Below are 25,992 nucleotides of genomic sequence, written 5' to 3'. Positions count from 1 at the left end.
CTAGAAAAGTCCAAAATAAAGCGCAGCTAACGCGCTGTAACGTAATGCCTTACCCAGCAAAATAAGCCAGCAACATGGCCAAAACCGCATTCTCAACCATCCAGCGGCTAAACAGAGAGGATCGCCAATAATCGGCAGCCAACTGAGCAGCAATGACCAATAGCCGTACTTTTGCAGCCAAGCTACGGCTTTATGACCGTGTTTTTCATCTTGAGTTCGATTTGGTAACCAGAGCCCGAGCCAATAATTGGTGAGCCCGCCCAAGGTGTTACCTAGGCTGGCAACGACGATCACCATCATAGTGGAGAATTGATTGAGACTGAGGGTGGCAACGAGCCCCGTCTCGGAGCCACCCGGCAGCAAAGTCGCACTGAGAAACCCTGTGATGAAGAGTACCCACAGAGCCGAATCAGAAAACCACAATGCGACCGACTGAAATGCGTGATTAAACGCGTCTAACATTGCATATCAAGCAAGACTTTCCCGCGCGTTCTGCCCGTCTCGATTTGTCGATGTGCATCAGCGACATTATCCATTGGGTAGACGTGCTGGATTTCCGTTTTAAGTAAGCCAACGCTGACCATATAGACGAGGGCATCTAACTGTTCAGGATTTGGGTCGACCAGCATCCCGGTCGCCTCAAAACCCAGCATCTTGGCTTTTTCGCAAATCATCTCAGCACTGATGGTCGGGACCGTCACGACGGTCGCGCCATCTTTTAGGCATTTTAGCGCATCTAATGCGGCGTCACCGCCCACTAGGTCAATCAAGACATCTACGTCTTCAACGCGCTCAGAGACCGGGGCAAACTGATAGTTGACCGCATGTGCGCCCAATGTCGCCAGGTAATCCAAATTGGCTTCCGAACAGGTGGTAAACACTTCCGCTTTCGCCGCGAGCGCCACTTGGACAGCGATGTGCCCCACCCCGCCAGCCCCCGCAAGAATAAGCACGCGTTGCCCTTCTTTGACGCCGGCTTTATCCAGCGCCTGAACAGCGGTTTGCCCAGCCAAAGGCAGAGCGGCAGCCGCCTCCAACGTGATGGCATCAGGCACTAAGGTCAGTAGCGTCTCTGGTACGGCGACATACTGGCTGTAGCCTCCACCTTGCAAAGGAAAGCCAATAAATCCCGCCACTTTATCGCCAACAGCAAAACGCTGCGCGTCATCGCCCGCTGCTACTATCTCTCCCGCGATATCGTAGCCGGGCACCCAAGGGAGGTTGTCTTTGTTTTGCGCGGCAGCCCAACCGAGCCCTGCACGGGTTTTTACGTCGATAGGGTTAACCCCAGCGAATGCCACTTTAACCAACACTTCGCCGGCTTGAGGATGAGGCACCGCTGAAGATTGAATCGCTAAGACATCCGGTTCGCCAAATTTCGTGATTACGATTTGTTTGTTTTCCATGTGTACTTTCCCTATCGATAAAAAAAGGGATGCGAAAGCATCCCTTTGAATATATACCAATTCTTAGTGAGAAGTTAACCGAACTGTCGCAATTTCGCCTTGCGTCACTCGCTCGACCTACTGAACCAGTGCCAGCAATATACCGGCGGCCACGGCCGAACCGAGCACTCCGGCCACGTTCGGGCCCATCGCATGCATCAGCAAGAAGTTTTGTGGGTTTGCTTGCAAGCCGACTTTATTCACCACGCGCGCAGCCATAGGTACCGCCGATACACCAGCAGCACCAATCAATGGGTTGATGTCCTCTTTTGACAGCTTATTGAGTAGCTTCGCCATCAAGACACCGCCTGCGGTACCGATACTGAAGGCAACCGCACCCAGCGCTAAGATCCCCAGTGTTTCGATGTTAAGAAACTCTTGTGCTTGAAGCTTGGAGCCGACACCCAGCCCAAGGAAAATGGTCACTATATTGATCAATTCATTTTGCGCCGTTTTCGATAAACGCTCCACCACACCAGCTTCACGCATCAAGTTACCTAGACAGAACATACCCACCAACGGCGTCGCCGCTGGCAGAAAGAGGATCGTCATCAACAAGACCGCCAATGGGAACAGGATCTTCTCTGCTTTACCCACATGACGCAGTTGCGCCATTTGGATCTTGCGCTCCTCAGGCGTAGTCAGCGCTTTCATAATCGGTGGCTGAATGATCGGCACTAACGCCATGTAGCTGTAGGCTGCCACGGCAATCGCGCCGAGCAGATCGGGCGACAATTTGCTGGCAAGGAAAATCGCCGTTGGGCCATCTGCACCACCAATAATGGCGATCGAGGCCGCATCAGGCATACTAAATTCCATACCCGGCACATAGTTAAGCAAGATCGCACCAAACAAGGTGGCGAAGATACCAAACTGCGCCGCAGCACCTAGCCACAAGGTTTTAGGGTTCGCGATCAAAGCACCGAAGTCCGTCATCGCGCCCACACCCATAAAGATCAACAGCGGGAAAATACCCGATTCGATCCCCACGTAGTAGACGTAATAGAGCAAACCGCCCTCTTCGGTAAAACCCGCATTCGGAATATTCGCTAAGATCGCACCAAAGCCGATCGGCAGCAGCAGCAATGGCTCAAAACCTTTGCGGATAGCCAAAAACAGCAGCACACAGCCGACCAAGATCATGCAAATCTGGCCAAATTCGAAGTGAGCGATCCCTGTCTCTGACCACAGAGTCATTAAACCTTCCATGTTACTCCCTTACGCCAAGCTTAATAACGGGGCGCCTACCGTCACGGCATCACCTTCTTTGACATGCAGATCTTGGACGATGCCAGCACGCGCCGCGCGGACTTCAGTTTCCATCTTCATGGCTTCTAAGATGAGTAGGACATCACCTTCTGCCACTTCAGCGCCGCTTTGTACATTTACTTTGAAAATGTTACCCGCCAGTGGTGCGGGTACTGTTTCGGCATTGCTTTCTGCCGCAGGTGCAGGAGCCGACGACACCGATTTCGCTGGTGTGACGGAGCTGAGCTGACCTTGAGGGCCCACCTCAACATCGTACACTTGGCCATCGACCTTAACGCTGTAGGTTTCAATTCCGCCTTGTGCGGCAACGCTAGGGGCTGCAACGACAGGCTCTTCTTTACCCGGCGCAGGCTCAAACGCATCTGGATTAAGACGGTTTTTAAGGAACTTCAGCCCCACTTGTGGGAAGAGTGCGTACGTCAACACGTCATCAACGGTGTCTTGCGCCAACGCGATACCTTCCGCCTTCGCTTTTGTCAGCAGATCGTCAGTGAGGGTGTCCATCTCATCAACCAAAAGATCCGCAGGGCGGCAAGTGATCGCTTCCGCGCCATCCAGCACTTTCGCTTGAAGTTCTGCATTAAGCTCTGCGGGCGCTGCGCCATACTCGCCTTTGAGTATGCCTGCGGTTTCTTTGGTAATGCTCTTGTAACGCTCGCCAGTAAGCACGTTGATCACCGCTTGGGTACCAACGATCTGTGAGGTTGGGGTGACGAGAGGAATGTAGCCAAGATCTTGACGAACACGTGGGATCTCTTCCAGCACTTCATCAAGACGATCCGCGGCGCCCTGCTCTTTAAGCTGGCTCTCCATGTTGGTCAACATGCCGCCAGGTACTTGAGCAATCAAGATACGAGAATCGACGCCTTTCAACTGACCTTCAAATTTCGCGTACTTCTTACGAACCTCGCGGAAATACGCCGCAATAGGTTCAAGCTGATCCAACTTGAGGTTTGTGTCGCGCTCTGTCCCTTCTAGCATTGCCACCACAGTTTCTGTTGGCGTATGGCCATAGGTACAGCTCATCGAGGAGATCGCCGTATCGAGAATATCCACGCCCGCCTCTACCGCTTTCACTGCCGTGGCCGTAGATAGGCCAGTCGTCGCGTGACAATGGAGAGCCAATGGAATGTCCGTTGAGGCTTTAATACGCGTGATCAGCTCTTCGGCTTCGTAAGGCTTAAGCAAGCCAGACATATCTTTAATACAGAGAGAATGACAGCCCAAGTCTTCTAAGCGCTTGGCCAGATCCACCCAAGTATCGGCGTTGTGCACAGGACTGGTGGTGTAAGAGAGCGTACCTTGAGCGTGCGCACCCACATCGACGGTCGCTTTGACCGCTTTCTCGAAGTTTCTCACATCGTTCATGGCGTCGAAAATACGGAACACATCCATACCATTGGCATGGGCACGCTCGACGAATTTCTCCACCACATCATCCGCGTAGTGGCGATAGCCCAATAAATTTTGTCCACGCAGTAACATCTGCATCGGCGTGTTTGGCATCGCTTGTTTCAATGCGCGAAGACGCTCCCAAGGATCCTCTCCTAAGAAACGGATACAGGCATCAAAGGTGGCACCGCCCCATGTTTCTAAAGACCAATATCCGACTTTATCGAGCTCAGCTGCGATAGGTAACATATCTTCAAGGCGCATACGGGTCGCAAACAGCGATTGATGGGCGTCACGAAGTACCACGTCGGTTAACGCTAGTGGTTTAGACATGCTCATTAACTCCTTTTAATCCAGTCCAATACTAATTTGCCGTCTTGGTGCGATATTGATGCACCGCAGCGGAGATCGCCGCTACAACAGTCGGGCTCACCGTAGAAGAGCTGGGTTGAACTTTATTATTTTTAAGTGGGGTGGCGATCGGCTCTGGCACCTCTTCGGGGACCAGTTTCGACATCAGCCGAACGAGATAGACAAGAATAGTGAGGAACAGAAACACAACCGTCATCCCTGTTAACATCAGGGCGGCCGCGTCTACTAGCAGGCTTCCAACATTTTCCATTTTTGCATCCTTTCTTTGTCATCCTGACAAGGAGATAGGCCTCAATGTGGACGTCATTATCCTAAGGGTCGAATAAAAAGTCCTGATGGCCTAATAAAACCAGCGCAAAGCTGGCCCATCATTGTTCAGGATAAACCGTTTAATCCCGACAAGAGGTTTAGGATTATCTCGATTGGCTAAACTTTGTCAATTTTGATTCCTGCACTCTTGAGGATAATGCACATTTCTAAGGACGAACACGTCTTACAAATCACATAAATCTGCAATTTCACCGTATCCGAGCACAAATAACTGCTGATTTTATGACGTTATTGCAAATTTGGAGCAATTACTGGGATAGACTTAATGTTTCACGAAAAACTTCATAAAAAACATCAAGTTGTAAATGGAAGGTTGGAATAATATTACGAAGATGTTAAAAAACCCCGCTATCGCTAGCGGGGCTTATAATATGGCGCGCTCGGAAGGATTCGAACCTTCGACCGCCTGGTTCGTAGCCAGGTACTCTATCCAGCTGAGCTACGAGCGCGCAATCTTCTCATTACGAAAAATTTGTGACTATTGGGACACCAATAGTGGTCGGGCTATTGCCCTAAAGAGTGGCGCGTCCTGGAGGATTCGAACCTCCGACCGCCTGGTTCGTAGCCAGGTACTCTATCCAGCTGAGCTAAGGACGCGTCGGTTTCACTGACTTTGGCCTATTCGCCATCATCAATCAAACGTTATAGTGGCGCGCTCGGAAGGATTCGAACCTTCGACCGCCTGGTTCGTAGCCAGGTACTCTATCCAGCTGAGCTACGAGCGCGCAATCTTCTCATTACGAGAAATTTGTGACTATTGGGACACCAATAGTGGTCGGGCTATGCCCTAAAGAGTGGCGCGTCCTGGAGGATTCGAACCTCCGACCGCCTGGTTCGTAGCCAGGTACTCTATCCAGCTGAGCTAAGGACGCGTCGGTTTTACTGATTTTGGTCTATTGCCATCATCAATCAAACGTAATAGTGGCGCGCTCGGAAGGATTCGAACCTTCGACCGCCTGGTTCGTAGCCAGGTACTCTATCCAGCTGAGCTACGAGCGCGCAATATTCTCATTACGAGAAGGTTGTGAAGTATATCACACAAATTTTCGTCTAAAACAAAAAAATTGACCATAGGCCAATTAATGGCGGTGAGGGAGGGATTCGAACCCTCGATACGGCTACAAACCGTATACTCCCTTAGCAGGGGAGCGCCTTCAGCCTCTCGGCCACCTCACCGTTTTATTCCCTGGTAAGGAAATATGGCGCGCTCGGAAGGATTCGAACCTTCGACCGCCTGGTTCGTAGCCAGGTACTCTATCCAGCTGAGCTACGAGCGCGCAATGTTTTCCGCTGTTCTTCCAAAGAACGCTTTAAACGAATGCTCTAACGAGCAGTGCAAGAATGGCGGTGAGGGAGGGATTCGAACCCTCGATACGGCTACAAACCGTATACTCCCTTAGCAGGGGAGCGCCTTCAGCCTCTCGGCCACCTCACCGTCTTGCGGAGGCACATATTACGATTTACCAAAAATATGTCAAACACTTTCTTGGCAAAAACGTCATTTTATACTTCAACCGTTGGGTATTTAATCAAAGCGATGTTAATTCGCTCTTTTCATTCACTTTGTCACAATTGGCGATACAAAAAAGGCTGACAATCGTCAGCCTTTTCACAGGTTAGTAGTTACCTGGTGCAACGTTACCGTTGCCTTTTTCCGCTTGAATTCGCATGTAGATTTCTTCGCGGTGAACGGATACTTCTTTCGGAGCATTGACGCCGATACGTACCTGGTTACCTTTTACACCCAGTACGGTTACTGTTACTTCGTCACCGATCATTAGAGTTTCGCCCACTCGGCGAGTTAAAATTAGCATTCTGTGCTCCTTGAGTAATCTCTGATTTATCTTGCTACTGGGTTATTATCCAACAAAAGGGTTATTTACGTAAACTCTATTGTTGTGACTAATCAACCCCAAAAGGCATGTTTTTCTAAGCAGTCGATCGCCTTTGCAGAAGTGATGTAATGCTCATGCAGTACATTAGCCGCTTTATCAACAGACTCAGGTTCCACCACCAAAGTCAACGATTGCGGGTTAATCGATACATGAATCACGTCAATGGCAACTTCTGACAATAACGCACACGACTGTTCTACCAATCCTTCGACATGCAAACCTACTGCGGTGAGTAAGCTAACAGACCCACTATTGCGGATTTTGTCTTTGAAAACCAGTTCCAGTTTAGAGTATGCGTCCTCTTTTAACACCACGTCGACCCATTCTGCATGCTCGATCACATTCCAGAGATGAATACCTAACATTAAACACTGTTTCTTCAGGCTCTCAAGTGACTCTTTTTCAATGCTGATCAGACGCATATCTCGCTGCAGCGCAATACCACAAACCGCATCTTGGCACTCTTCCCCTTTGACTAAGCTGCCAGGGTTAGTATCAAAGGTCGACAACACGCGCAGAGGTACATTGTGTTGCCATGCGTACTGTACAGAGGGCAAGTGCAATACCTTCGCCCCTTTACGTGCCATCTCTTCCATGGATGGGAAGTCGATCACTTCTAGCTTTTTCGCGTTGGCCACAACACGAGGGTCACAGGTATATATGCCATCCACATCGGTAAAGATTTGGCACTCATCGGCTTGCAAAGCGCCCGCTAGAGTCACTGCGCTGGTGTCCGAACCGCCGCGTCCCAGTGTGGTGATGTCCCCTTTTTCATTGATCCCCTGAAAACCAGCCACGACCACAATATGGTCTTCCGCCAGCAGTTCATCGATAAGTTGGGTATCAATCTGTTTAATCGTCGCATCATTGTGGACATTATCCGTCACAATGCCTGCTTGTGCTCCGGTAAGTGAACGGGCCGGATAGCCAAGTTTATTGAGCGTCATCGCCAATAAAGCCATCGATACTTGTTCACCAGCAGAGAGCAAAACATCAAGTTCTCTCGCCGTCGGTACGCTGTCTACCTGCTTCGCCAAATCCATCAATCGATTGGTTTCACCAGACATCGCAGACACCACGACAACCACTTGATTACCATCATTTTTCGCATTAATGATGTGTTTGGCTACCGTATGAATTCTCTCAATAGAACCCACTGAGGTTCCGCCAAACTTTTGCACGATAAGGGGCTTTTTCACCAGTCTTCACCTTCCCAAGACTATGTCTCATTAGGACTGCATTCAATGCGTTGAATATTGTTTGCAGTAGTTAAAACAAAAACCAAGCGGCTTATAGGCTTGATTCATCAGGCCCAATTAAACCACTTGGCTTACAAAAATAAATTACGCCCAATCAAACTAATGATTGAGCGTGATAATTACTCTCGCGATTTTAGAGGCGCTCTTTCAGCCACCCTTGAACGGATTCAAGCGCTTTCGGTAGTGCCGACACATCCGTACCACCAGCTTGAGCCATATCAGGGCGACCACCGCCTTTACCACCGACTTGTTGCGCGACCATGTTGACCAACTCACCCGCTTTTACTTTGCCGATGAGATCTTTGGTCACGCCTGCGATAAGGCCGACTTTGTCATCGTTGATGTTCGCCAGCATGATGATGCCGCTGCCCATCTGATTTTTGACATCGTCTACCATAACGCGAAGATTTTTGTTGTCCGCACCTTCTAGTGCTGCAATCAGGACTTTAGTACCGGCAATATCCTGTACTTTACCCATGATGTTGGCACTCTCTGCTGCAGCCATCTTATCTTTGAGCTTCTGGATCTCTTTTTCCAAAGATTTGGCTTTTTGCGCAGATTCCGCCAGCTTCTCTTCGTACTTCGCCGCTTGAGCTTCAATCGCATCTAACGCTGCTTCACCTGTTACCGCTTCAATACGACGGATACCCGCTGCAATACCACCTTCTGACGTGATCTTAAATAGACCAATATCACCCGTATTAGCCGCGTGGATACCACCACACAATTCGGTCGAAAAGTCACCCATCGATAGTACACGCACTTCATCATCGTATTTTTCGCCGAACAGAGCCATTGCCCCTTTCTTCTTCGCCGACTCGATGTCCATAATGTTAGTTTCAATCGTATGGTTGCGACGAACCTGAGCATTAACTAAGCGCTCCACCTCTTTCAGTTCAGCCGCGGTTACCGCTTCTAAGTGAGAGAAGTCAAAACGAAGGTTCTCAGGTTTAACCAGTGAACCTTTTTGCGTGACGTGCTCACCAAGGACTTGGCGCAGCGCTGCGTGAAGTAAGTGCGTGGCTGAGTGGTTGAGAGAGATAGCCGCACGACGCTCAGCGTCAACCAGCGCTTCAACTTGTTCGCCTTTTGCCAGTACACCTTCAGCCAAAACGCCGTGGTGCGCAATCGCATTACCCAACTTCTGAGTATCTTCGACTTTGAATAGGCCTGATTCTGTTTTCAGAACACCCGCATCGCCACATTGACCACCAGATTCTGCATAGAAAGGCGTTTCACCCAGGATGATGATCGCTTTGTCACCTGCCGATAGAGATTCTGCCACTTCACCTTCAACGAAGATTTCAGCCACATGACTCTTACCTTGAGTGCCGGTGTAACCGCAAAATTCGGTTTCCGCTTCCGTTTTAATGGTTGCGTTGTAATCCGTATCGAATTGGCCGGCTTCACGTGCACGCTGACGCTGCTCTTCCATCGCTTTTTCGAAACCCGCTTCGTCGATGGTGAAATCACGCTCACGAGCCACGTCGTTAGTTAAGTCAGCCGGGAAGCCGTATGTGTCATAAAGCTTAAATACGGTCTCGCCATCAAGCTCTTTACCTTCAAGTGCATCCAGCGCTTCATTGAGGATAACCATGCCACGCTCGAGTGTACGGCCAAAGTTTTCTTCCTCAATGCGAAGTACTTTCTCAACAACCGCTTGTTGCTTCTTAAGTTCGTCAGCGGCGCTGCCCATCACTTCAGCCAAAACACCGACAAGCTTGTAGAAGAAGACGCCTTTGGCACCTAGTTTATTACCGTGACGCACAGCACGACGAATAATACGACGCAAAACGTAACCACGGCCTTCGTTTGAAGGCATCACGCTATCTGCGATTAGGAATGAACAAGAGCGAATGTGGTCAGCAATCACGCGTAGCGATTGGTTTGAAAGGTCTTCGCAACCGACCACTTCTGCCGCCGCTTTGATGAGCTTTTGAAATACATCGATTTCGTAGTTTGAATGAACGCCCTGCATGATGGCAGAAATACGCTCAATACCCATGCCCGTATCAACAGCTGGCTTAGGTAGTGGCTCCATCGTACCGTCAGCATGACGGTTGAACTGCATGAATACGTTGTTCCAGATCTCGATGAAACGGTCGCCATCTTCTTCAGGCGTACCCGGACGGCCACCCCAAATGTGCTCACCGTGATCGTAGAAGATTTCTGTACAAGGGCCGCATGGACCCGTATCACCCATGGTCCAGAAGTTGTCTGACTCGTATTGCTTACCGCCCTCTTTGTCACCAATGCGTACGATACGATCGGCGGGAACACCTACTTTTTTGTTCCAGATTTCAAATGCTTCGTCATCGGTCTCGTAGACAGTGACTAACAGACGATCTTTTGGCAATTGCAATGTTTCGGTCAGAAACTCCCAAGCGAACGCAATGGCATCTTCTTTGAAGTAATCACCAAAACTGAAGTTACCGAGCATTTCGAAGAATGTGTGGTGACGAGCCGTGAAGCCGACGTTCTCTAGGTCATTGTGTTTACCACCCGCACGTACACAACGCTGAGCCGTAGTTGCTCGCGTGTAGGCACGTTTTTCTGCGCCCAAGAAGCAATCTTTGAATTGGTTCATGCCTGCGTTAGTAAATAGCAGGGTTGGGTCGTTATGCGGTACTAACGATGAACTTTCTACGATTTGGTGTCCTTTGCTTTCAAAGAACTTGAGGAACGCGTTACGAACCTCATCAGTGCTCATGTACATGCAGCTCTTCCTGAAAATAGTCGAGTTAGAATTTTGCCGTATTGTAGATCATGCAGTCAGCTACGACTAGTTTTCTTGAAAAAATGCCGCCGTTGACGCTAATTCACGCTTAGATTGATGAAAGCGTGTTGAATTAAGAGTCACAATGGTCGTTTAAGGCGTAACTGATTTGTTCAAAGCTGTATCCACGATACTGTAGGAAACGCACTTGTTTAGCGTACGCTTTTTGATCTTGTGCTTTGATGCCTTTGAATTTTTTCTCTGCCGCAAGCTTGGCAAGCTCAAACCAGTCTTGAGGTTCTTCCTCAAGGGCTTGATTGACTGTCGACTCAGCCACTCTTTTTTGTTGCAGCTCTTGGCGAATTCGACGCTCACCATGGCCTTTGTAAACCTGTTGGCGAACCTGGCTCTTGGCATAACGCAGGTCATCGAGATAGCGGTGCTCTAGGCAAAAATTCACCGCCTCTTGAATGTCGGCGTCCTCATAGCCTTTGAGGCTTAACTTCTGTTGCAGCTCATACACGCCGTGATCTCGGCGGCTAAGCAATTGCATCGCAGCTTCTTTACTGGACAGTGTCGGAGGTTGACGTTGATACATAATCGCACAGTGATCCATGACAAGTGAAAGGATGATTCAGTGACCCTCGAATTCAGTAACTCTCGAGAAGGTACCGCCTACTTTTCATATCGAGAATGTAGCGAACATTGAGAGTACAAGAAACGACAAAGCCCCGCATAAGCAGGGCTTTGATGAATGACGCTAAAAGCTTATAGCTCTTCTTGCTCTGGCGCTTGGCCAAATTCTGGCTCTTCAGCTGGGATTTCAGCCGGAGAAAGCAGAAGGTCACGCAGCTTATTATCCAGTGTTTTCGCCGCTTCAGGATTCTCACGCAGGAACTTACACGCGTTCGCTTTACCCTGACCGATCTTGTCACCGTTGTAGCTGTACCATGCACCGGCTTTTTCTACCATCTTGTGTTTCACGCCAAGGTCAATAAGCTCGCCTTCACGGTTGAAACCTTGACCGTACATAATTTGCGTTTCAGCTTGCTTAAACGGCGCAGCAATCTTGTTCTTAACCACTTTGATGCGCGTCTCGTTACCGACCACTTCATCGCCTTCTTTGATAGAACCCGTACGACGGATATCAAGACGGACAGAAGCGTAGAATTTTAGTGCGTTACCACCCGTGGTGGTTTCAGGGTTACCAAACATCACACCGATCTTCATACGAATTTGGTTGATGAAGATACACATACAGTTAGATTGCTTAAGGTTACCCGTCAACTTACGCATTGCTTGTGAAAGCATACGCGCTTGAAGACCCATGTGGCTGTCGCCCATTTCGCCTTCGATTTCAGCCTTTGGTGTCAAGGCAGCAACGGAGTCAATAACCATCACGTCAATCGCACCAGAACGTGCGAGCGCGTCACAAATTTCAAGCGCTTGCTCGCCTGTGTCTGGCTGAGACACTAATAACGCATCGATATCCACACCCAGTTTTTTCGCGTAGACAGGGTCAAGCGCGTGCTCAGCATCGATAAAGGCACACGTTTTACCTTCACGTTGCGCAGCGGCAATCAGTTCAAGCGTTAAGGTTGTTTTACCTGATGATTCAGGGCCATAAATCTCAACAATACGACCCATTGGTAGGCCACCGGCACCCAGTGCAATATCAAGAGAAAGAGAACCAGTAGAAATCGTTTCCACATCCATTGCGCGGTTGTCACCAAGGCGCATGATTGAACCTTTGCCGAATTGCTTTTCAATCTGGCCTAGCGCAGCGGCGAGCGCTTTCTGTTTGTTATCGTCCATTACTTTCTCCAAAACTTTCACCTGAAATCAGGTAAAAATGAATACTTTCTTCAAATCGGGGGTGGCCCGAACACTCTATAAACGCCATTATACTGTTGATTCATACAGTGTCTATAGCTGATCAACGTTTTTTTGAAATTCAATCGTATGCTACTGATAAATAATAATTAACTGTTTTAGCTACGACGTTTTCACTCTCTGTTGCAACTCTTTATACAGCACTTCTAAAGCGGTTTCGACCGCAGCGGAGCGAACTGCGTCACGGTTCCCATTAAAATGACGCGTCTCGATTTTTTGCCATGAGTGACGGTCACACCAAGCAAAACAGACCGTGCCTACCGGCTTCTCTTGCGTTCCGCCTCCAGGACCCGCGATGCCGCTAATCGCTATCGCGATGTCGGCCCGTGAATGAGCCAATGCTCCCTGCGCCATTTCGCGCACAGTCGGTTCGCTCACCGCGCCATATTGATCCAAAGTATCGGCACTCACGCCCAGCATCTCCATTTTCGCTTCGTTGCTGTAGGTGACAAACGCTCGATCAAACCACGCTGAGCTGCCAGCGATGTCTGTGATCGCTGTCGCGACACCGCCACCGGTACAGGACTCTGCGGTCGTCAGCACCAAGCCATGTTGAGCCAAGGCTTCCCCAACTTGGTGAGATAAATTTTGTTTGCTTTGCATCCTTTGCACCTTTTACCCATTTGGTGATTCACGTATCCTAAGCCGCAATAACCACAAACGAAAGATGTAACCGTGAAAGCAGAACAAAAACATACCCCAATGATGCAGCAGTATCTCAAGTTAAAGGCAGAGAACCCTGACATTCTGCTGTTTTACCGCATGGGGGATTTTTATGAACTGTTTTACGATGACGCAAAACGCGCCTCGCAATTGTTAGACATTTCCCTCACTAAGCGTGGCGCTTCTGCCGGTGAACCCATCCCGATGGCGGGCGTGCCTTTCCACGCAGTCGAAGGCTATCTCGCCAAGTTGGTTCAACTCGGTGAATCCGTCGCAATTTGTGAGCAGATCGGCGATCCAGCCACCAGCAAAGGCCCTGTGGAGCGTAAGGTAGTGCGCATCGTGACACCCGGCACAGTGACCGATGAAGCCCTACTCTCTGAACGGATCGATAACTTGATTGCCGCGATCTATCATCACGACGGTCGATTCGGCTACGCGACGCTCGATGTGACTTCCGGTCGCTTTCAGTTGATGGAGCCGCAAAGCGAGGAAGCGATGGCGGCAGAACTACAACGCACTTCGCCAAGAGAGCTTTTGTTCCCTGAAGATTTTGATCCCGTGCATCTGATGTCTTCGCGCAGTGGTAATCGCCGCCGACCAATCTGGGAATTCGAACTCGATACGGCCAAGCAGCAGCTGAATCAACAATTTGGCACGCGAGATTTGGTCGGCTTTGGCGTTGAACATGCCAAACTGGGGCTCTGTGCCGCTGGCTGTTTGATCCAGTACGTCAAAGATACGCAACGCACCGCCCTGCCTCATATTCGCTCGTTGACGTTTGATCGCCAAGATCATTCGGTGATCTTAGACGCGGCGACAAGACGCAATTTGGAAATCACACAAAACCTCGCAGGCGGCACCGACAACACGTTGGCTTCCGTACTCGATCACACCGCAACGCCAATGGGCAGTCGAATGCTCAAACGTTGGTTGCACCAACCGATGCGCGATATCGACACGCTCAATCAGCGTCTCGACGCCATCACAGAACTTAAGCAGAACACGCTCTTTGCTGAGTTAGCGCCCGTACTCAAACAAGTGGGCGACATTGAACGCATTCTTGCACGTTTAGCGCTACGCAGTGCTCGACCTCGCGATATGGCAAGACTGCGCTTTGCCATGCAACAGTTGCCAGAGCTCGCTGATGTGATGAAAAGCGCTGAACACCCGTACCTTAAAAAGCTCGCCCAGTATGCCGCGCCGATGAATGAGGTCTGCGAGCTGCTTGAGCGCGCCGTTAAAGAGAATCCACCCGTCGTCATTCGTGACGGAGGGGTGATTGCACAAGGCTACGACGCAGAGCTCGATGAATGGCGTAAATTGGCCGATGGCGCCACCGAATACCTGGACCAACTTGAGCAAGAAGAGCGCGAACGTCACGGCATTGATACATTGAAAGTCGGCTACAACAATGTGCACGGCTTCTTTATTCAGGTCAGCCGTGGCCAAAGCCACCTTGTGCCGCCTCATTATGTTCGCCGCCAAACGTTAAAAAATGCCGAGCGCTATATCATTCCTGAGCTAAAAGAGCATGAAGACAAGGTCTTAAACTCCAAGTCAAAAGCACTGGCGCTCGAAAAGCAGTTATGGGAAGGCCTGTTTGATCTGCTGCTGCCTCACTTAGAGCAGATGCAAAATCTGGCCTCAGCATTGTCGCAAATCGATGTGTTGCAAAACCTAGCAGAGCGCGCCGATAGCCTCGACTACTGCCGCCCGATACTCAATGGTGAGATTGGTGTTCATATCCAAGGCGGTCGCCATCCAGTGGTGGAGCAGGTAATGGATGAGCCGTTTATTGCCAACCCCACAGAACTGACGCCACAACGTAAGATGTTGATCATTACCGGGCCTAACATGGGCGGTAAATCGACCTACATGCGCCAGACCGCCCTTATTGCTTTGATGGCGCATATCGGCTCCTATGTGCCCGCTGAATCGGCAACCATAGGCTCGATTGATCGTATATTTACCCGTATTGGCGCCTCCGACGATCTGGCCTCTGGGCGCTCAACCTTTATGGTCGAAATGACGGAAACCGCCAACATCTTGCACAACGCCACGGAGCGCAGCTTAGTGTTAATGGATGAAATTGGCCGTGGCACCAGTACCTACGATGGCTTGTCGCTTGCTTGGGCAAGCGCTGAATGGCTTGCCAAAGAGCTTGGGGCGATGACTCTGTTCGCCACCCACTATTTTGAATTAACAGAGCTGCCCAACCAGATCGCAACCTTAGCCAACGTCCACCTTGATGCGGTGGAGCACGGCGATAGCATTGCCTTTATGCACGCGGTGCAAGAAGGGGCGGCAAGTAAATCTTACGGTCTCGCCGTTGCCGGGTTAGCTGGCGTACCAAAAAGTGTCATCAAACAAGCACGAGCTAAATTGCAGCAGTTGGAATCAATCTCGTTAACCGATGCGCCAGCACCTGCGCGGGCTGGCGTTGATGTGGCTAACCAGCTCAGCTTGATCCCAGAGCCAAGTGAAGTGGAACAGATGCTGGCCAATATTGACCCTGATGATTTAACGCCTCGACAAGCATTAGAAGCGCTGTACCGTTTAAAGAAACACCTCTAAAGCTCAGTACACTATCAAGCCTACAGACAACAAGGCCTCCCGAACTTGGGAGGCCTTGTTGTTAACATGCTAGTGAAAGATCACGCCCCGTGGGCTACAACTTGCGGCGTAACAGCAACAGCGCAATGGTCAAGAACACCACGCTCGGCATCACCGCACCAAAAACAGGCGGAATGCTGTACACCAAGCTGAGCGGGCCAAAGAATTCACTCGAGATATAAAAGGTGAAGCCGGCCACCACACCCGATAAAATGCGCGCGCCCATGGTGACACTGCGCAGCGGACCAAAGATAAACGACAGCGCCATCAACATCATCACGGCAATGGAGAAAGGCTGCGTGACTTTACGCCACAGCGCCAATTCATAGCGTGAAGAGTCCTGCTCTGAGGCTTTTAAGTAGGTCACGTAATCGTACAAGCCACCCAGTGACAACTCTTCAGGTTTCACCGTTACCACGGCGAGCTTGTCGGGGGCGAGCGACGTCGTCCAACGATATTCGGGCAGCGCCGTTTTATTGATCTCGACATCGTCCATCATTTCCGTCACTTGGACCTCTTTCATGAGCCAAGTGTTGTCGGACAGGTAATCCACTTTGTTGGCGTACACGACGGTTTGCAGCTTTTTATCGCTGTCAAATCGCCACATGTTCATGCCATAAATCGTGTCGTCTTCGACTTTACCCATAAAAATAAAATCGTTGGCATCACGCGCCCAAACGCCGGTACGCACAGACATAATCGCGCCGCCAGAGGTGGCAAACGCTCGTAAGTCACGTGCCATTTTTTGCGCTTGCGGCGCACCCCATTGTCCGAGCAACGTCACCAGCACCATTAACGGCACTGCGGTTTTGAGTACCGACAAACCGATATCTAACTTCGAATAACCCGACGCCTGCATCACCACAAGCTCGGAGCTTGAAGCCAACATACCAAGCCCTATCAAAGCGCCAAGCAATGCCGCCATTGGGAAAAACATCTCGACGTCACGCGGAATACTGAGGACGACAAAAAACAGCGCTTGCAACAAGTCATAGGTGCCACTGCCGACCTTACGCAACTGCTCGACATATTTGATAATGGCCGACAAGCCAACAAACGTAGCCAACACCAGAGACGTCGTGGCAATAATGGTTCTACCTATGTAGAGATCAAGAATCTTAAACACGACTTACGCTGCCTTCTTTTTTCTTTGTCTGAGTCTATCTTTAAAGCGACGAACCGCAATACTGTCCATCGAGTTGATACCCACTGCGGTGAGCAACAACGCCGCGTTAATTGGCCACATGCCGATCATCGTAGGAAACGAGCCATCTTCAAGAGCCGACTTCGTCGCACTGATGGCTAAGAAGTAGGCCAAGTAAATCAATATCGCCGGCCCCATTTTCGCGAAGCGCCCTTGACGAGGGTTAACCGCCGATAACGGCACCACCAGCATGGTAAGCAAAGGGATGCAGACCACTAACGAGAGGCGCCATTGTAACTCCGCTTGTGCGCGTCGGTCAGGGTTGGACAACAGCTCCATCGTCGGAATTGCTTCCCAGTCACGCCCTTTCGCTTTCACATCGCGCTGCCCAATCAGTCCCTCGTACTGATCAAACTCAGTGATCATATAATCCACACGCGTTGGCACCCCTTCATAGCGTGTACCGTCATACATGCGAATAACCTGACGCCCGTCGCTCAGCTCTTTCACTTCACCAGATTGAGAGAAAGAGACGCTCGGTAAAATGGAGTCTCTCGGGCGCATTTGTGCGACAAAAACGTGTTTGAGTTTTTTACCGTCTATATCATCAATAAACACAACAGATGATCCATCCGGCGTACCTTGGAAGTGGCCTTTTTTGAGGAGGTCAACGCTATTTTCCGCTTCGACTTCTTCTTGCAATTGAATCAGCTTTTCTTGGCTGTAAGGCGCAAAAACAAACGCGTTGGCGGCGGCAATTAACCCGGTGATCACCGCCAAGTACAAAGCGGCGCGAATGAGGAATTTGTTGCCAATCCCCGTCGCATTCATCACGGTAATTTCACTTTCTGCGTAGAGACGACCAAAGGTGAGGAGAATGCCTAAGAATAGACTGAGCGGCAGCATCAAAAGCCCCATTGACGGCATGCTTAAGCCGACATAGTGCATGACCAAACTTGCGGGGATATCACCATCGGATGCATCGGCGAGCACTTTGATCAGTTTTTGGCTGAGAAACACCAAAAACAGGATAAAAAATATCGCTAATTGGCTCTTGAGTGTCTCGCGGATCAAATATCTAACAATAATCACGCTGAAATTACCTATACAAAACTTGTTTTTTTAATTGAATCACTATAATTTCCCGATGAACCTTTTGTTTTTAAATTTTTTGGCTAATTGTTAACGCGCTTATTTAAAGATAGTTCCGGTGTAGGAATCAACAAGTAAGACGCCATTATCTAACATTTAGTTCGATTTGTCTTCAGGATGTAGGAGTACGCATGGAGTTCAGTGTAAAGAGTGGCAGCCCAGAGAAACAACGTAGCGCATGTATCGTTGTCGGGGTGTTTGAGCCACGTCGCCTTTCTCCAGTTGCTGAGCAGCTAGATAAAATCAGCGATGGCTATATCAGTTCACTACTTCGCCGTGGTGATCTAGAAGGAAAACCTGGGCAGATGCTACTTCTGCATCAAGTACCTGGTGTGTTGTCTGAGCGTGTTCTGCTTGTCGGTTGCGGCAAAGAGCGCGAGTTGGGTGAACGTCAGTACAAAGAGATTATCCAGAAAACCATCAACACCTTGAACGAAACGGGCTCTATGGAAGCGGTGTGCTTCTTGACTGAGCTGCATGTGAAAGGTCGTGATACCTACTGGAAAGTGCGCCAAGCGGTCGAAGCGACCAAAGATGGCCTCTACACCTTTGATCAGTTTAAGAGCGTCAAGCCTGAAACCCGTCGCCCACTGCGCAAGTTGGTGTTCAACGTACCGACGCGTCGTGAGTTGAACTTGGGTGAAAAAGCGATCGCGCATGGCTTGGCCATCTCGTCGGGCGTCAAAGCGTGTAAAGACCTTGGCAACATGCCACCCAACATTGCGAACCCAGCTTATCTCGCCTCTCAAGCGCGCCGCTTAGCGGACGACTACGAGACGATTACGACGAAAGTGATCGGCGAAGAAGAGATGGAAAAACTGGGGATGAACTCTTACCTAGCGGTAGGCCGCGGTTCGAAAAACGAATCGATGATGTCAATCATGGAGTACAAGGGTAACCCAGACGCACAAGCCAAGCCTATCGTATTAGTCGGCAAAGGTCTGACGTTCGATTCGGGCGGTATTTCACTCAAGCCTGGCGAAGGCATGGATGAGATGAAATACGACATGTGTGGCGCTGCCTCCGTGTTTGGCACCATGAAAGCGCTCGCGAAACTGAACCTGCCTATCAACGTGATTGGTGTGCTGGCCGGCTGTGAAAACATGCCAGGCAGCAACGCTTACCGTCCGGGTGATATCCTAACCACAATGTCAGGTCAAACGGTCGAAGTATTGAATACCGATGCCGAAGGCCGCTTGGTTCTGTGTGATGCACTGACCTACGTTGAGCGCTTTGAACCAGAATGTGTCGTGGATGTCGCTACCCTCACTGGTGCGTGTGTGATTGCACTGGGTCACCACATCAGTGGCGTGATCTCAAACCACAACCCGTTGTCTCACGAGCTTATTAACGCTTCTGAGCAAGCGAGCGATCGTGCATGGCGCTTACCGATGGCCGATGAGTACCATGAACAGCTGAAAAGCCCATTCGCCGATATGGCGAACATTGGTGGTCGTCCTGGTGGCACCATTACTGCCGGCTGTTTCTTGTCGAAATTTGCTAAGAAGTACAACTGGGCTCACATCGATATCGCGGGCACTGCTTGGAAATCTGGCGCAGCGAAAGGCTCAACAGGCCGACCAGTCTCTATGCTTGTCCAGTTCCTGCTCAATCGCAGCGGTCAAGATACTGAGGAGTAATCCTCAACCACATCGAAGGGCCGCAAGGCCCTTTTTTGTATATAAGGCATCAGCAAATATCATGGCTAACGCGACCTTTTATCTGATTCAATCGGATTCTCCCCAAGCCACCCCTGAAGGGTTGGATGCGTATGCGGTCTTTTTGGCGCAGCACTTTGCCAAACAAGGGGCAAAAGTGTACGTCAACTGCCAGCACAAAGCCCACGCGGAGGCCCTTGCAGAGCGGTTTTGGCAAGTGGAACCTGAGCAGTACATCGGCCACAACTTGGTAGGAGAAGGCCCCAAGTATGGCACACAGATTGAGATAGGCCATCAGCAGGTTCGCCCTTCTTGGCATCGCCAGTTGGTGATAAATTTGGCTGAAAATGAGACAACCTTTGCGCATCCGTTTACAGAGGTGGTAGACTTCGTCCCTTGCGACGAAAAAGCCAAGCAGCAAGCGCGAGAACGGTATAAAATTTACCGTCAATCGGGCTTTCAAATGCAAACGATCGCACTCGAACACCACTGACCGTCAATCCTTATAGTTAAGCTCTCTTTTCAGAGAGTTCACTTATAAAGATTGACCTAGATTTACCATTAACCAGAATCAAACCTCCAAGGGGTAGAACGTAGGCTGGCCCTAATCATTAGGTGAATGCACGCCGCCTAAGTTCCATCATCACGAGGCAAAATGAGCGCTATGGAAAAGACATACAACCCAACTTCAATTGAACAAGCTCTATACCAGGCTTGGGAAGAAAAAGGCTACTTTAAGCCGCACGGCGACACGACGAAAGAATCATACAGCATCATGATCCCGCCACCGAACGTCACCGGTAGCCTTCACATGGGCCACGCATTCCAAGACACCATCATGGATACCTTGATCCGTGCCGAACGTATGAAGGGCAAGAACACCCTTTGGCAAGTCGGTACTGACCACGCAGGTATCGCCACACAGATGGTGGTTGAGCGTAAGATCGCGGCAGAAGAAGGCAAAACCAAGCACGATTACGGCCGTGATGCGTTCATCGACAAAATCTGGGAATGGAAAGGCGAATCAGGTGGCACCATCACTAAACAGCTGCGTCGCCTAGGTGCTTCTGTCGACTGGGACCGTGAACGTTTCACTATGGATGACGGCCTATCAAACGCCGTTCAAGAAGTGTTCGTGCGCCTCTACGAAGATGACCTCATCTACCGTGGTAAGCGTCTGGTTAACTGGGATCCTAAACTGCATACCGCAATTTCTGATCTTGAAGTTGAAAACAAAGATAAAAAAGGCCACATGTGGCACTTCCGCTACCCACTAGCGGATGGGGTGAAAACGGCAGACGGCAAAGACTACATCGTTGTCGCTACCACTCGTCCAGAGACGATACTGGGTGATACGGGCGTTGCGGTGAACCCAGAAGATCCTCGCTACAAAGACTTGATCGGTAAAGAGATCCTTCTTCCTATCGTTGACCGCCGCATCCCTATCGTCGGTGATGAGCACGCGGACATGGAGAAAGGCACAGGCTGTGTGAAAATCACCCCTGCGCACGACTTCAACGACTACGAAGTGGGTAAGCGCCACCAGCTACCGATGATCAACATCCTCACCTTTGATGCCAACATCCGTGACGCAGCCGAAGTGTTTAACACGAATGGCGAAGCGAGCGATGCATACTCAACAGAGATCCCGGCTAAATACCAAGGGTTGGAGCGTTTTGCCGCGCGTAAAGCCATCGTAGCGGAATTTGAAGAGATTGGCCTGCTAGACGAAATCAAAGACCACGACCTCACCGTGCCATACGGCGACCGTGGCGGCGTGGTCATCGAACCGATGCTGACCGACCAATGGTATGTGCGTACTGCTCCTCTTGCAGAAACCGCAACTAAAGCAGTGGAAGACGGCGAAATCCAATTCGTACCTAAGCAATACGAAAACATGTACTTCTCTTGGATGCGTGACATTCAAGACTGGTGTATCTCTCGTCAGCTTTGGTGGGGTCACCGTATCCCTGCATGGTACGACAACGACGGCAATGTCTACGTTGGTCGCACTGAAGACGAAGTGCGTGAGAAGAACGGCCTAGCACCAGTTGTGGTACTGCGCCAAGATGACGACGTACTGGATACCTGGTTCTCTTCTGCATTGTGGACGTTTGGCACACAAGGCTGGCCTGAAAACACAGATGATCTAAAAACATTCCACCCTTCAGATGTGCTGGTCACCGGTTTCGACATCATCTTCTTCTGGGTTGCTCGCATGATCATGATGACTATGCACTTCTGTAAAGATGAAAACGGCAAGCCACAAGTGCCATTTAAAACGGTTTACGTAACGGGTCTCATCCGTGATGAAAACGGCGACAAGATGTCGAAGTCTAAGGGTAACGTGCTTGACCCAATCGACATGATTGACGGCATCGACCTTGAGTCTCTAGTTGAGAAGCGCACCGGTAACATGATGCAGCCTCAACTTGCCGCGAAGATCGAGAAGAACACGCGCAAGACGTTTGAAAACGGTATCGAACCCTACGGTACGGATGCACTGCGCTTCACGCTTGCTGCTATGGCTTCAACGGGTCGTGACATCAACTGGGATATGAAGCGTCTGGAAGGTTACCGTAACTTCTGTAACAAGCTATGGAACGCGAGCCGTTACGTGCTGATGAATACAGAAGATCAGGATTGTGGCTTCCATTCATCTAACGAACAGGCAGGTGAGATCGAGTACTCACTCGCAGACAAATGGATCGAGTCTCAGTTTGAGCTAGCAGCGAAAGAGTTCAATAGCCACATTGATAACTTCCGTCTGGATATGGCAGCAAACACGATTTACGAATTCATCTGGAACCAATTCTGTGACTGGTATCTAGAGCTCACTAAGCCAGTGCTTTGGAAAGGTAACGAAGCTCAGCAACGTGGTACTCGCCGCACGCTGATCACCGTTCTAGAGAAAACACTTCGTCTAGCACACCCAGTGATCCCATACATCACAGAAACTATCTGGCAGAGCGTTAAACCACTGGTTGATGGTGTTGAAGGTGAGACGATCATGCTTCAAACGTTGCCTCAGTTCGACCAAGCGAATTTCAACCAAGCAGCACTGGATGACATCGAGTGGGTGAAGTCATTCATCACTAGCATCCGTAACCTACGTGCGGAGTACGACATCAACCCAGGTAAGCCGCTTGAAGTGATGCTAAAAGCCGCAAACGCGGAAGACGCAGCTCGTCTAGAAGCGAACAAGCAAGTTCTTGTTTCTCTGGCGAAGCTTGAGTCTGTACGTGTACTGGAAGCGGGTGAAGAAACGCCAGCATGCGCAACGGCACTTGTCGCTAAGTCGGAGCTAATGATCCCAATGGCGGGTCTCATCGACAAAGACGCCGAGCTTGCTCGCCTCGATGGTGAAATCAAAAAGACACAAGGCGAAATCAAACGCATTGAAGGCAAGCTAGGTAACGAAGGCTTCGTGGCTAAAGCACCAGAAGCGGTGGTGGCCAAAGAGCGCGAGAAGCTAGAAGGCTACAAAGAAACGCTCGTGAAGCTTGAAGAGCAAAAAACGACGATTGCCGCACTGTAAGTGCATAAATCAAGTCTGGGAGGCTGGTCATGATGACCAGCCTTTTTTATGTCTTGCTCTTTATCGACTGAGAACTAAAGTTAAAGTAAAAGCGACAAAGGAGTGACTTGTGCGCGCGCTCGCAGTATCCCTTTCTAGTGCCTTGTTCGCATTGTGGTTCGCCGTGAGTGTTTACGCCACGGTTGAAACCAATAATGACGAAGTGAATAATGATGAAGACAATAAGATTGTCAAAATTGCCGCAGGTGAGTGGCCACCTTTTATTGGCCAAGAGTTAGAAGAATTCGGTTTTGTCGGAAAGACCATTGAGCAGGCGTTTGCGACACAAGGCTATCAAGTCGAATTCCACTTCTTTCCTTGGAAACGGGCCTACAAAGAAGCGAGTGAAGGCGAATTTGTCGCCACCGCGATCTGGATGTTTGCCCAAGAGAGAACCGAACATTTTTATTTCAGCGAACCAGTGGCACAGGAGGAATTTGTTTTCTTTCATCGCAAAAGTGATGACTTTTCTTGGCAGCGTTTAGAAGATTTAGAGGGTAAACACCTTGGCGGTGGGCTGGGCTACAGCTATGGTGAAGAACTGGATGCACTGATCGAGGATGGGCATGTCACCATACATCGGGTCGCCGACCCTACCAAAGCGTTTCAATTTCTCAAATATCGCCGGGTTGAGCTCGTGCCAGAAGAGAAACACATCGGTCTATCTACGCTCAACAAACTCCCCTATGAAACCCAGGCTCTGATCAGTTTTCACCCTAAGCCATTTTTGACTAATAGTAATTATTTGATGTTCTCCAAAGCGCACCCCGATGGAGAAAAGCTGCTGCGTGTATTCAATCAAGGCTTGAGTCAATTAAAGGCCAGCAGCAGCGAGTAAATCACACCACGCGATTTTGCTCTCGACCGTCAAGAAATGCGTCGATGTTATCAATAAGAATGTCGGCGAGTTTCTGAATCGCGGAGTCGCTACCCCAAGCAACGTGTGGTGTAAGCAGCAAGTTTGGGAGCGAAATATTCGCCAACAAAGGGTTACTCTCATCGGCTGGCTCACTCGTGAACACATCGACCCCCGCCGCCCCTATCTGACCAGACGTCAACGCCGACACCAATGCCTGTTCATCAACCAATCCCCCTCGCCCAGTATTGATCAATATCGCGCTCGATTTCATCATGCCCAGCTCTGGCTCACCGATGAGGTGAAAGGTCTCATCACTCAGTGGACAGTGCAAACTCACCACATCCGCTTGAGAAAGCGCCGCCTCAAACGGGACATAGCCCTCACGGCACTGATGTTCACCCTTACGCTCAGCAAAGATCACGTGCATACCGACCGCACTGGCCAGTTGCGCGGTAGCGCGTCCTAATGCCCCGCCGCCCACAATCGCAAGGGTTGCCCCTGCTACATCCCTTATCGGGTGGGTAAAAAAGCAGAACTGCTTGTTGCGCTGCCACTCCCCTTGGGCAATGTCGTGATGGTAGGCACTGAGGTGACGACTCAAGCTAAAGATCATACCCAGCACGTGCTCAGGTACCGATTGGGTGGCGTAACCTTGAACGTTGGTCACAGCAATGCCCAAGCGGCGACACGCTTCAATATCAAGGTTATTGTATCCTGTCGCCGAGACGGCGATGAGTTTGAGTGAAGGAAGCTGCGCAAGCACCGCTTCATCGAGTACCACCTTATTGGTGATCGCGACAGTGGCGCCTTGCAGGCGCTCAACTACTTGTTCTGGTGCGGTGAAGTCGTAAGCTTGCCAAACGTGCGGATGGCGAGGGGTTGGCAAGGTGATTTGACTTGGAATGGTGGCTTGGTCAAGAAAAACAAGGTTGGGCAGCATAAGGTCTCCTTCAACTGCCCACTCTGTGTCACCGATTATGGTTTGGGCAGTGTTTTATAATCGGGTAATTTTCGCACAGGATCGAAATAATCAAACAGCATCTCTTGCGCCTCGGGATAGAAGTCACAAGGAACAAAAATACTTTTCAGACAATGACTGCGTGGATGATAAAAGCTCAACTCCGCCGCGTGAAGGGCTAAGCGCTCCGAACAGAGCAGCGCCTCACCGCTGGAGTAGAACTCATCACCGACAATCGGGTGGCCGAGCGCTTGCATATGAACGCGCAGTTGATGAGACCGCCCCGTCACCGGCAACAAGCGCACGATGGTGGTTTTTTCTTCTCGTTTCTCCACTTGGTATAAGGTTTTTGACGGTTTACCTGTCTCTAAACACACTTTCTGCCGCGGGCGATTTGGCCAGTCACAAATCAGCGGCAGATCAATGACGCCCTCTTGCTCACTCACCTCTCCCCATACTCGTGCATAGTACACTTTGTGTGTGAGACGAAACTGAAACTGCTTCTTTAACGCACTTTCTGCGCGTTTGTTTTTTGCTAATACCATTAAGCCGGAAGTGGACATATCTAAGCGATGCACCACTTGAATATCCGGGTGCGTCTCTTGCAGTCGTGACCACATGCTGTCGCGATGAGCAGGATCGCGCCCAGGCACAGACAGCAGTCCTGACGGTTTATTGACCGCAAGGATATGTTCATCTTCAAAAACAACCTCCACCCAGGGTTCCCTTGGTGGGGTGTACTCCAGCATGGCCATAAACACTCTCAACTACAATGAATTCCGGCGAAGTATACC

The 25,992-nt window shown here is 50.1% G+C and carries 20 protein-coding genes and 8 tRNA genes; 5 read left to right on the top strand and 23 right to left on the bottom strand.

Translation table 11 applies throughout. The features are described 5' to 3' along the window. From AC6R0S_RS17170 to pncC, 19 genes are all read right to left on the bottom strand, one after another. On the bottom strand, nucleotides 1-462 hold the full coding sequence (locus AC6R0S_RS17170) for a YqaA family protein (protein WP_500638426.1): 462 nt from the start codon (nucleotides 460-462) through the stop codon (nucleotides 1-3). Further along, on the bottom strand, nucleotides 456-1,406 hold the full coding sequence (locus AC6R0S_RS17165; RefSeq protein WP_500633036.1) for an NADP-dependent oxidoreductase: 951 nt from the start codon (nucleotides 1,404-1,406) through the stop codon (nucleotides 456-458). The genes AC6R0S_RS17170 and AC6R0S_RS17165 overlap by 7 nt, the downstream gene beginning before the upstream one ends. A 117-nt stretch (nucleotides 1,407-1,523) precedes the next feature. Then, nucleotides 1,524-2,654, bottom strand: a complete 1,131-nt coding sequence (locus AC6R0S_RS17160) for a sodium ion-translocating decarboxylase subunit beta (RefSeq protein WP_500631231.1) — start codon at nucleotides 2,652-2,654, stop codon at nucleotides 1,524-1,526. Nucleotides 2,655-2,663: 9 nt separating this feature from the next. Continuing rightward, nucleotides 2,664-4,439: a sodium-extruding oxaloacetate decarboxylase subunit alpha gene (gene oadA, locus AC6R0S_RS17155; RefSeq protein WP_500633037.1), complete on the bottom strand. Its 1,776-nt coding sequence runs from the start codon at nucleotides 4,437-4,439 to the stop codon at nucleotides 2,664-2,666. Nucleotides 4,440-4,470: 31 nt separating this feature from the next. Then, the gene (locus AC6R0S_RS17150) at nucleotides 4,471-4,728 is read right to left on the bottom strand and encodes an oxaloacetate decarboxylase subunit gamma (RefSeq protein WP_334555094.1); all 258 of its coding nucleotides are present in this window, start codon (nucleotides 4,726-4,728) and stop codon (nucleotides 4,471-4,473) included. 452 nt (nucleotides 4,729-5,180) lie between these two features. Beyond that, a tRNA-Arg gene (locus tag AC6R0S_RS17145) sits at nucleotides 5,181-5,257 on the bottom strand. A gap of 71 nt (nucleotides 5,258-5,328) precedes the next feature. Continuing rightward, nucleotides 5,329-5,405 (bottom strand) — tRNA-Arg (locus AC6R0S_RS17140). Between the two features lie 51 nt (nucleotides 5,406-5,456). Next, nucleotides 5,457-5,533: transfer RNA gene (locus tag AC6R0S_RS17135), tRNA-Arg, on the bottom strand. Nucleotides 5,534-5,603: 70 nt separating this feature from the next. Beyond that, nucleotides 5,604-5,680, bottom strand: a tRNA-Arg gene (locus AC6R0S_RS17130). Between the two features lie 50 nt (nucleotides 5,681-5,730). Beyond that, nucleotides 5,731-5,807: transfer RNA gene (locus AC6R0S_RS17125), tRNA-Arg, on the bottom strand. Between the two features lie 84 nt (nucleotides 5,808-5,891). Further along, nucleotides 5,892-5,984: transfer RNA gene (locus AC6R0S_RS17120), tRNA-Ser, on the bottom strand. Nucleotides 5,985-6,008: 24 nt separating this feature from the next. Beyond that, nucleotides 6,009-6,085, bottom strand: a tRNA-Arg gene (locus AC6R0S_RS17115). A 65-nt stretch (nucleotides 6,086-6,150) separates the two neighbouring features. Then, a tRNA-Ser gene (locus tag AC6R0S_RS17110) sits at nucleotides 6,151-6,243 on the bottom strand. 181 nt (nucleotides 6,244-6,424) lie between these two features. Then, entirely contained in the window at nucleotides 6,425-6,622 is a 198-nt protein-coding gene (gene csrA / locus AC6R0S_RS17105; protein ID WP_009847619.1) for a carbon storage regulator CsrA, read from the bottom strand. 92 nt (nucleotides 6,623-6,714) lie between these two features. Then, entirely contained in the window at nucleotides 6,715-7,902 is a 1,188-nt protein-coding gene (locus tag AC6R0S_RS17100; RefSeq protein WP_334555093.1) for an aspartate kinase, read from the bottom strand. Between the two features lie 193 nt (nucleotides 7,903-8,095). Continuing rightward, a complete protein-coding gene (gene alaS, locus AC6R0S_RS17095) occupies nucleotides 8,096-10,678 on the bottom strand; it encodes an alanine--tRNA ligase (protein ID WP_500638425.1) in 2,583 nt (860 codons plus the stop codon). A gap of 133 nt (nucleotides 10,679-10,811) precedes the next feature. Next, nucleotides 10,812-11,276 (bottom strand): recombination regulator RecX, encoded by a 465-nt coding sequence (gene recX / locus AC6R0S_RS17090; protein WP_500633969.1) that lies wholly within the window; start codon nucleotides 11,274-11,276, stop codon nucleotides 10,812-10,814. A 170-nt stretch (nucleotides 11,277-11,446) separates the two neighbouring features. Continuing rightward, the gene (recA, locus tag AC6R0S_RS17085; protein ID WP_500638424.1) at nucleotides 11,447-12,493 is read right to left on the bottom strand and encodes a recombinase RecA; all 1,047 of its coding nucleotides are present in this window, start codon (nucleotides 12,491-12,493) and stop codon (nucleotides 11,447-11,449) included. Nucleotides 12,494-12,673: 180 nt separating this feature from the next. Then, nucleotides 12,674-13,174 (bottom strand): nicotinamide-nucleotide amidase, encoded by a 501-nt coding sequence (pncC, locus tag AC6R0S_RS17080; protein ID WP_500638423.1) that lies wholly within the window; start codon nucleotides 13,172-13,174, stop codon nucleotides 12,674-12,676. 72 nt (nucleotides 13,175-13,246) lie between these two features. On the opposite strand from pncC, the gene mutS reads away from it, so the two are divergent. Next, nucleotides 13,247-15,811 carry a DNA mismatch repair protein MutS gene (gene mutS, locus AC6R0S_RS17075; RefSeq protein ID WP_500638422.1) on the top strand — a complete coding sequence of 855 codons (2,565 nt, stop codon included), beginning with the start codon at nucleotides 13,247-13,249 and terminating at the stop codon, nucleotides 15,809-15,811. 94 nt (nucleotides 15,812-15,905) lie between these two features. Here the strand turns inward: mutS and lptG are convergent, their stop codons facing one another. Both lptG and lptF read right to left on the bottom strand, forming a co-directional pair. Further along, complete coding sequence (gene lptG, locus AC6R0S_RS17070; RefSeq protein ID WP_334555074.1) at nucleotides 15,906-16,976, bottom strand: LPS export ABC transporter permease LptG; 1,071 nt, start codon at nucleotides 16,974-16,976, stop codon at nucleotides 15,906-15,908. Between the two features lie 3 nt (nucleotides 16,977-16,979). After that, a complete protein-coding gene (gene lptF, locus AC6R0S_RS17065; RefSeq protein ID WP_500638421.1) occupies nucleotides 16,980-18,086 on the bottom strand; it encodes an LPS export ABC transporter permease LptF in 1,107 nt (368 codons plus the stop codon). Nucleotides 18,087-18,277: 191 nt separating this feature from the next. Between lptF and pepA the strand changes: the two genes are divergently transcribed. The 4 genes from pepA to AC6R0S_RS17045 all read left to right on the top strand — a co-directional run bounded on the left by pepA (nucleotide 18,278) and on the right by AC6R0S_RS17045 (nucleotide 24,219). Next, complete coding sequence (gene pepA, locus AC6R0S_RS17060; RefSeq protein ID WP_334555072.1) at nucleotides 18,278-19,786, top strand: leucyl aminopeptidase; 1,509 nt, start codon at nucleotides 18,278-18,280, stop codon at nucleotides 19,784-19,786. A gap of 61 nt (nucleotides 19,787-19,847) precedes the next feature. Next, the gene (locus tag AC6R0S_RS17055) at nucleotides 19,848-20,297 is read left to right on the top strand and encodes a DNA polymerase III subunit chi (RefSeq protein WP_500631223.1); all 450 of its coding nucleotides are present in this window, start codon (nucleotides 19,848-19,850) and stop codon (nucleotides 20,295-20,297) included. A 171-nt stretch (nucleotides 20,298-20,468) separates the two neighbouring features. After that, nucleotides 20,469-23,342: a valine--tRNA ligase gene (locus AC6R0S_RS17050; protein WP_500638420.1), complete on the top strand. Its 2,874-nt coding sequence runs from the start codon at nucleotides 20,469-20,471 to the stop codon at nucleotides 23,340-23,342. 163 nt (nucleotides 23,343-23,505) lie between these two features. Next, entirely contained in the window at nucleotides 23,506-24,219 is a 714-nt protein-coding gene (locus tag AC6R0S_RS17045; protein WP_500638441.1) for a substrate-binding periplasmic protein, read from the top strand. Nucleotide 24,220: 1 nt separating this feature from the next. Here the strand turns inward: AC6R0S_RS17045 and AC6R0S_RS17040 are convergent, their stop codons facing one another. Further along, nucleotides 24,221-25,180 carry a D-2-hydroxyacid dehydrogenase gene (locus AC6R0S_RS17040; protein WP_500638419.1) on the bottom strand — a complete coding sequence of 320 codons (960 nt, stop codon included), beginning with the start codon at nucleotides 25,178-25,180 and terminating at the stop codon, nucleotides 24,221-24,223. A gap of 35 nt (nucleotides 25,181-25,215) precedes the next feature. After that, on the bottom strand, nucleotides 25,216-25,953 hold the full coding sequence (locus tag AC6R0S_RS17035) for an RluA family pseudouridine synthase (RefSeq protein WP_500633962.1): 738 nt from the start codon (nucleotides 25,951-25,953) through the stop codon (nucleotides 25,216-25,218). Between the last annotated feature and the right edge of the window lie 39 nt (nucleotides 25,954-25,992).

Source organism: Vibrio sp. R15-SG3-ISO1B, assembly GCF_059833835.1.
Note: the sequence above shows the minus strand (reverse complement) of the source record. Positions and strands in the feature narration are given on the sequence as shown.

Excerpts from the sequence above, each read along its gene's own strand:
- AC6R0S_RS17170 (WP_500638426.1), bottom strand. The coding sequence starts at position 462 with ATGTTAGACGCGTTTAATCACGCATTTCAGTCGGTCGCATTGTGGTTT.
- AC6R0S_RS17165 (WP_500633036.1), bottom strand. The coding sequence starts at position 1,406 with ATGGAAAACAAACAAATCGTAATCACGAAATTTGGCGAACCGGATGTC.
- AC6R0S_RS17160 (WP_500631231.1), bottom strand. The coding sequence starts at position 2,654 with ATGGAAGGTTTAATGACTCTGTGGTCAGAGACAGGGATCGCTCACTTC.
- oadA (WP_500633037.1), bottom strand. The coding sequence starts at position 4,439 with ATGTCTAAACCACTAGCGTTAACCGACGTGGTACTTCGTGACGCCCAT.
- AC6R0S_RS17150 (WP_334555094.1), bottom strand. The coding sequence starts at position 4,728 with ATGGAAAATGTTGGAAGCCTGCTAGTAGACGCGGCCGCCCTGATGTTA.
- csrA (WP_009847619.1), bottom strand. The coding sequence starts at position 6,622 with ATGCTAATTTTAACTCGCCGAGTGGGCGAAACTCTAATGATCGGTGAC.
- alaS (WP_500638425.1), bottom strand. The coding sequence starts at position 10,678 with ATGTACATGAGCACTGATGAGGTTCGTAACGCGTTCCTCAAGTTCTTT.
- recX (WP_500633969.1), bottom strand. The coding sequence starts at position 11,276 with ATGTATCAACGTCAACCTCCGACACTGTCCAGTAAAGAAGCTGCGATG.
- recA (WP_500638424.1), bottom strand. The coding sequence starts at position 12,493 with ATGGACGATAACAAACAGAAAGCGCTCGCCGCTGCGCTAGGCCAGATT.
- pncC (WP_500638423.1), bottom strand. The coding sequence starts at position 13,174 with ATGCAAAGCAAACAAAATTTATCTCACCAAGTTGGGGAAGCCTTGGCT.
- pepA (WP_334555072.1), top strand. The coding sequence starts at position 18,278 with ATGGAGTTCAGTGTAAAGAGTGGCAGCCCAGAGAAACAACGTAGCGCA.
- AC6R0S_RS17055 (WP_500631223.1), top strand. The coding sequence starts at position 19,848 with ATGGCTAACGCGACCTTTTATCTGATTCAATCGGATTCTCCCCAAGCC.
- AC6R0S_RS17050 (WP_500638420.1), top strand. The coding sequence starts at position 20,469 with ATGGAAAAGACATACAACCCAACTTCAATTGAACAAGCTCTATACCAG.
- AC6R0S_RS17040 (WP_500638419.1), bottom strand. The coding sequence starts at position 25,180 with ATGCTGCCCAACCTTGTTTTTCTTGACCAAGCCACCATTCCAAGTCAA.
- AC6R0S_RS17035 (WP_500633962.1), bottom strand. The coding sequence starts at position 25,953 with ATGGCCATGCTGGAGTACACCCCACCAAGGGAACCCTGGGTGGAGGTT.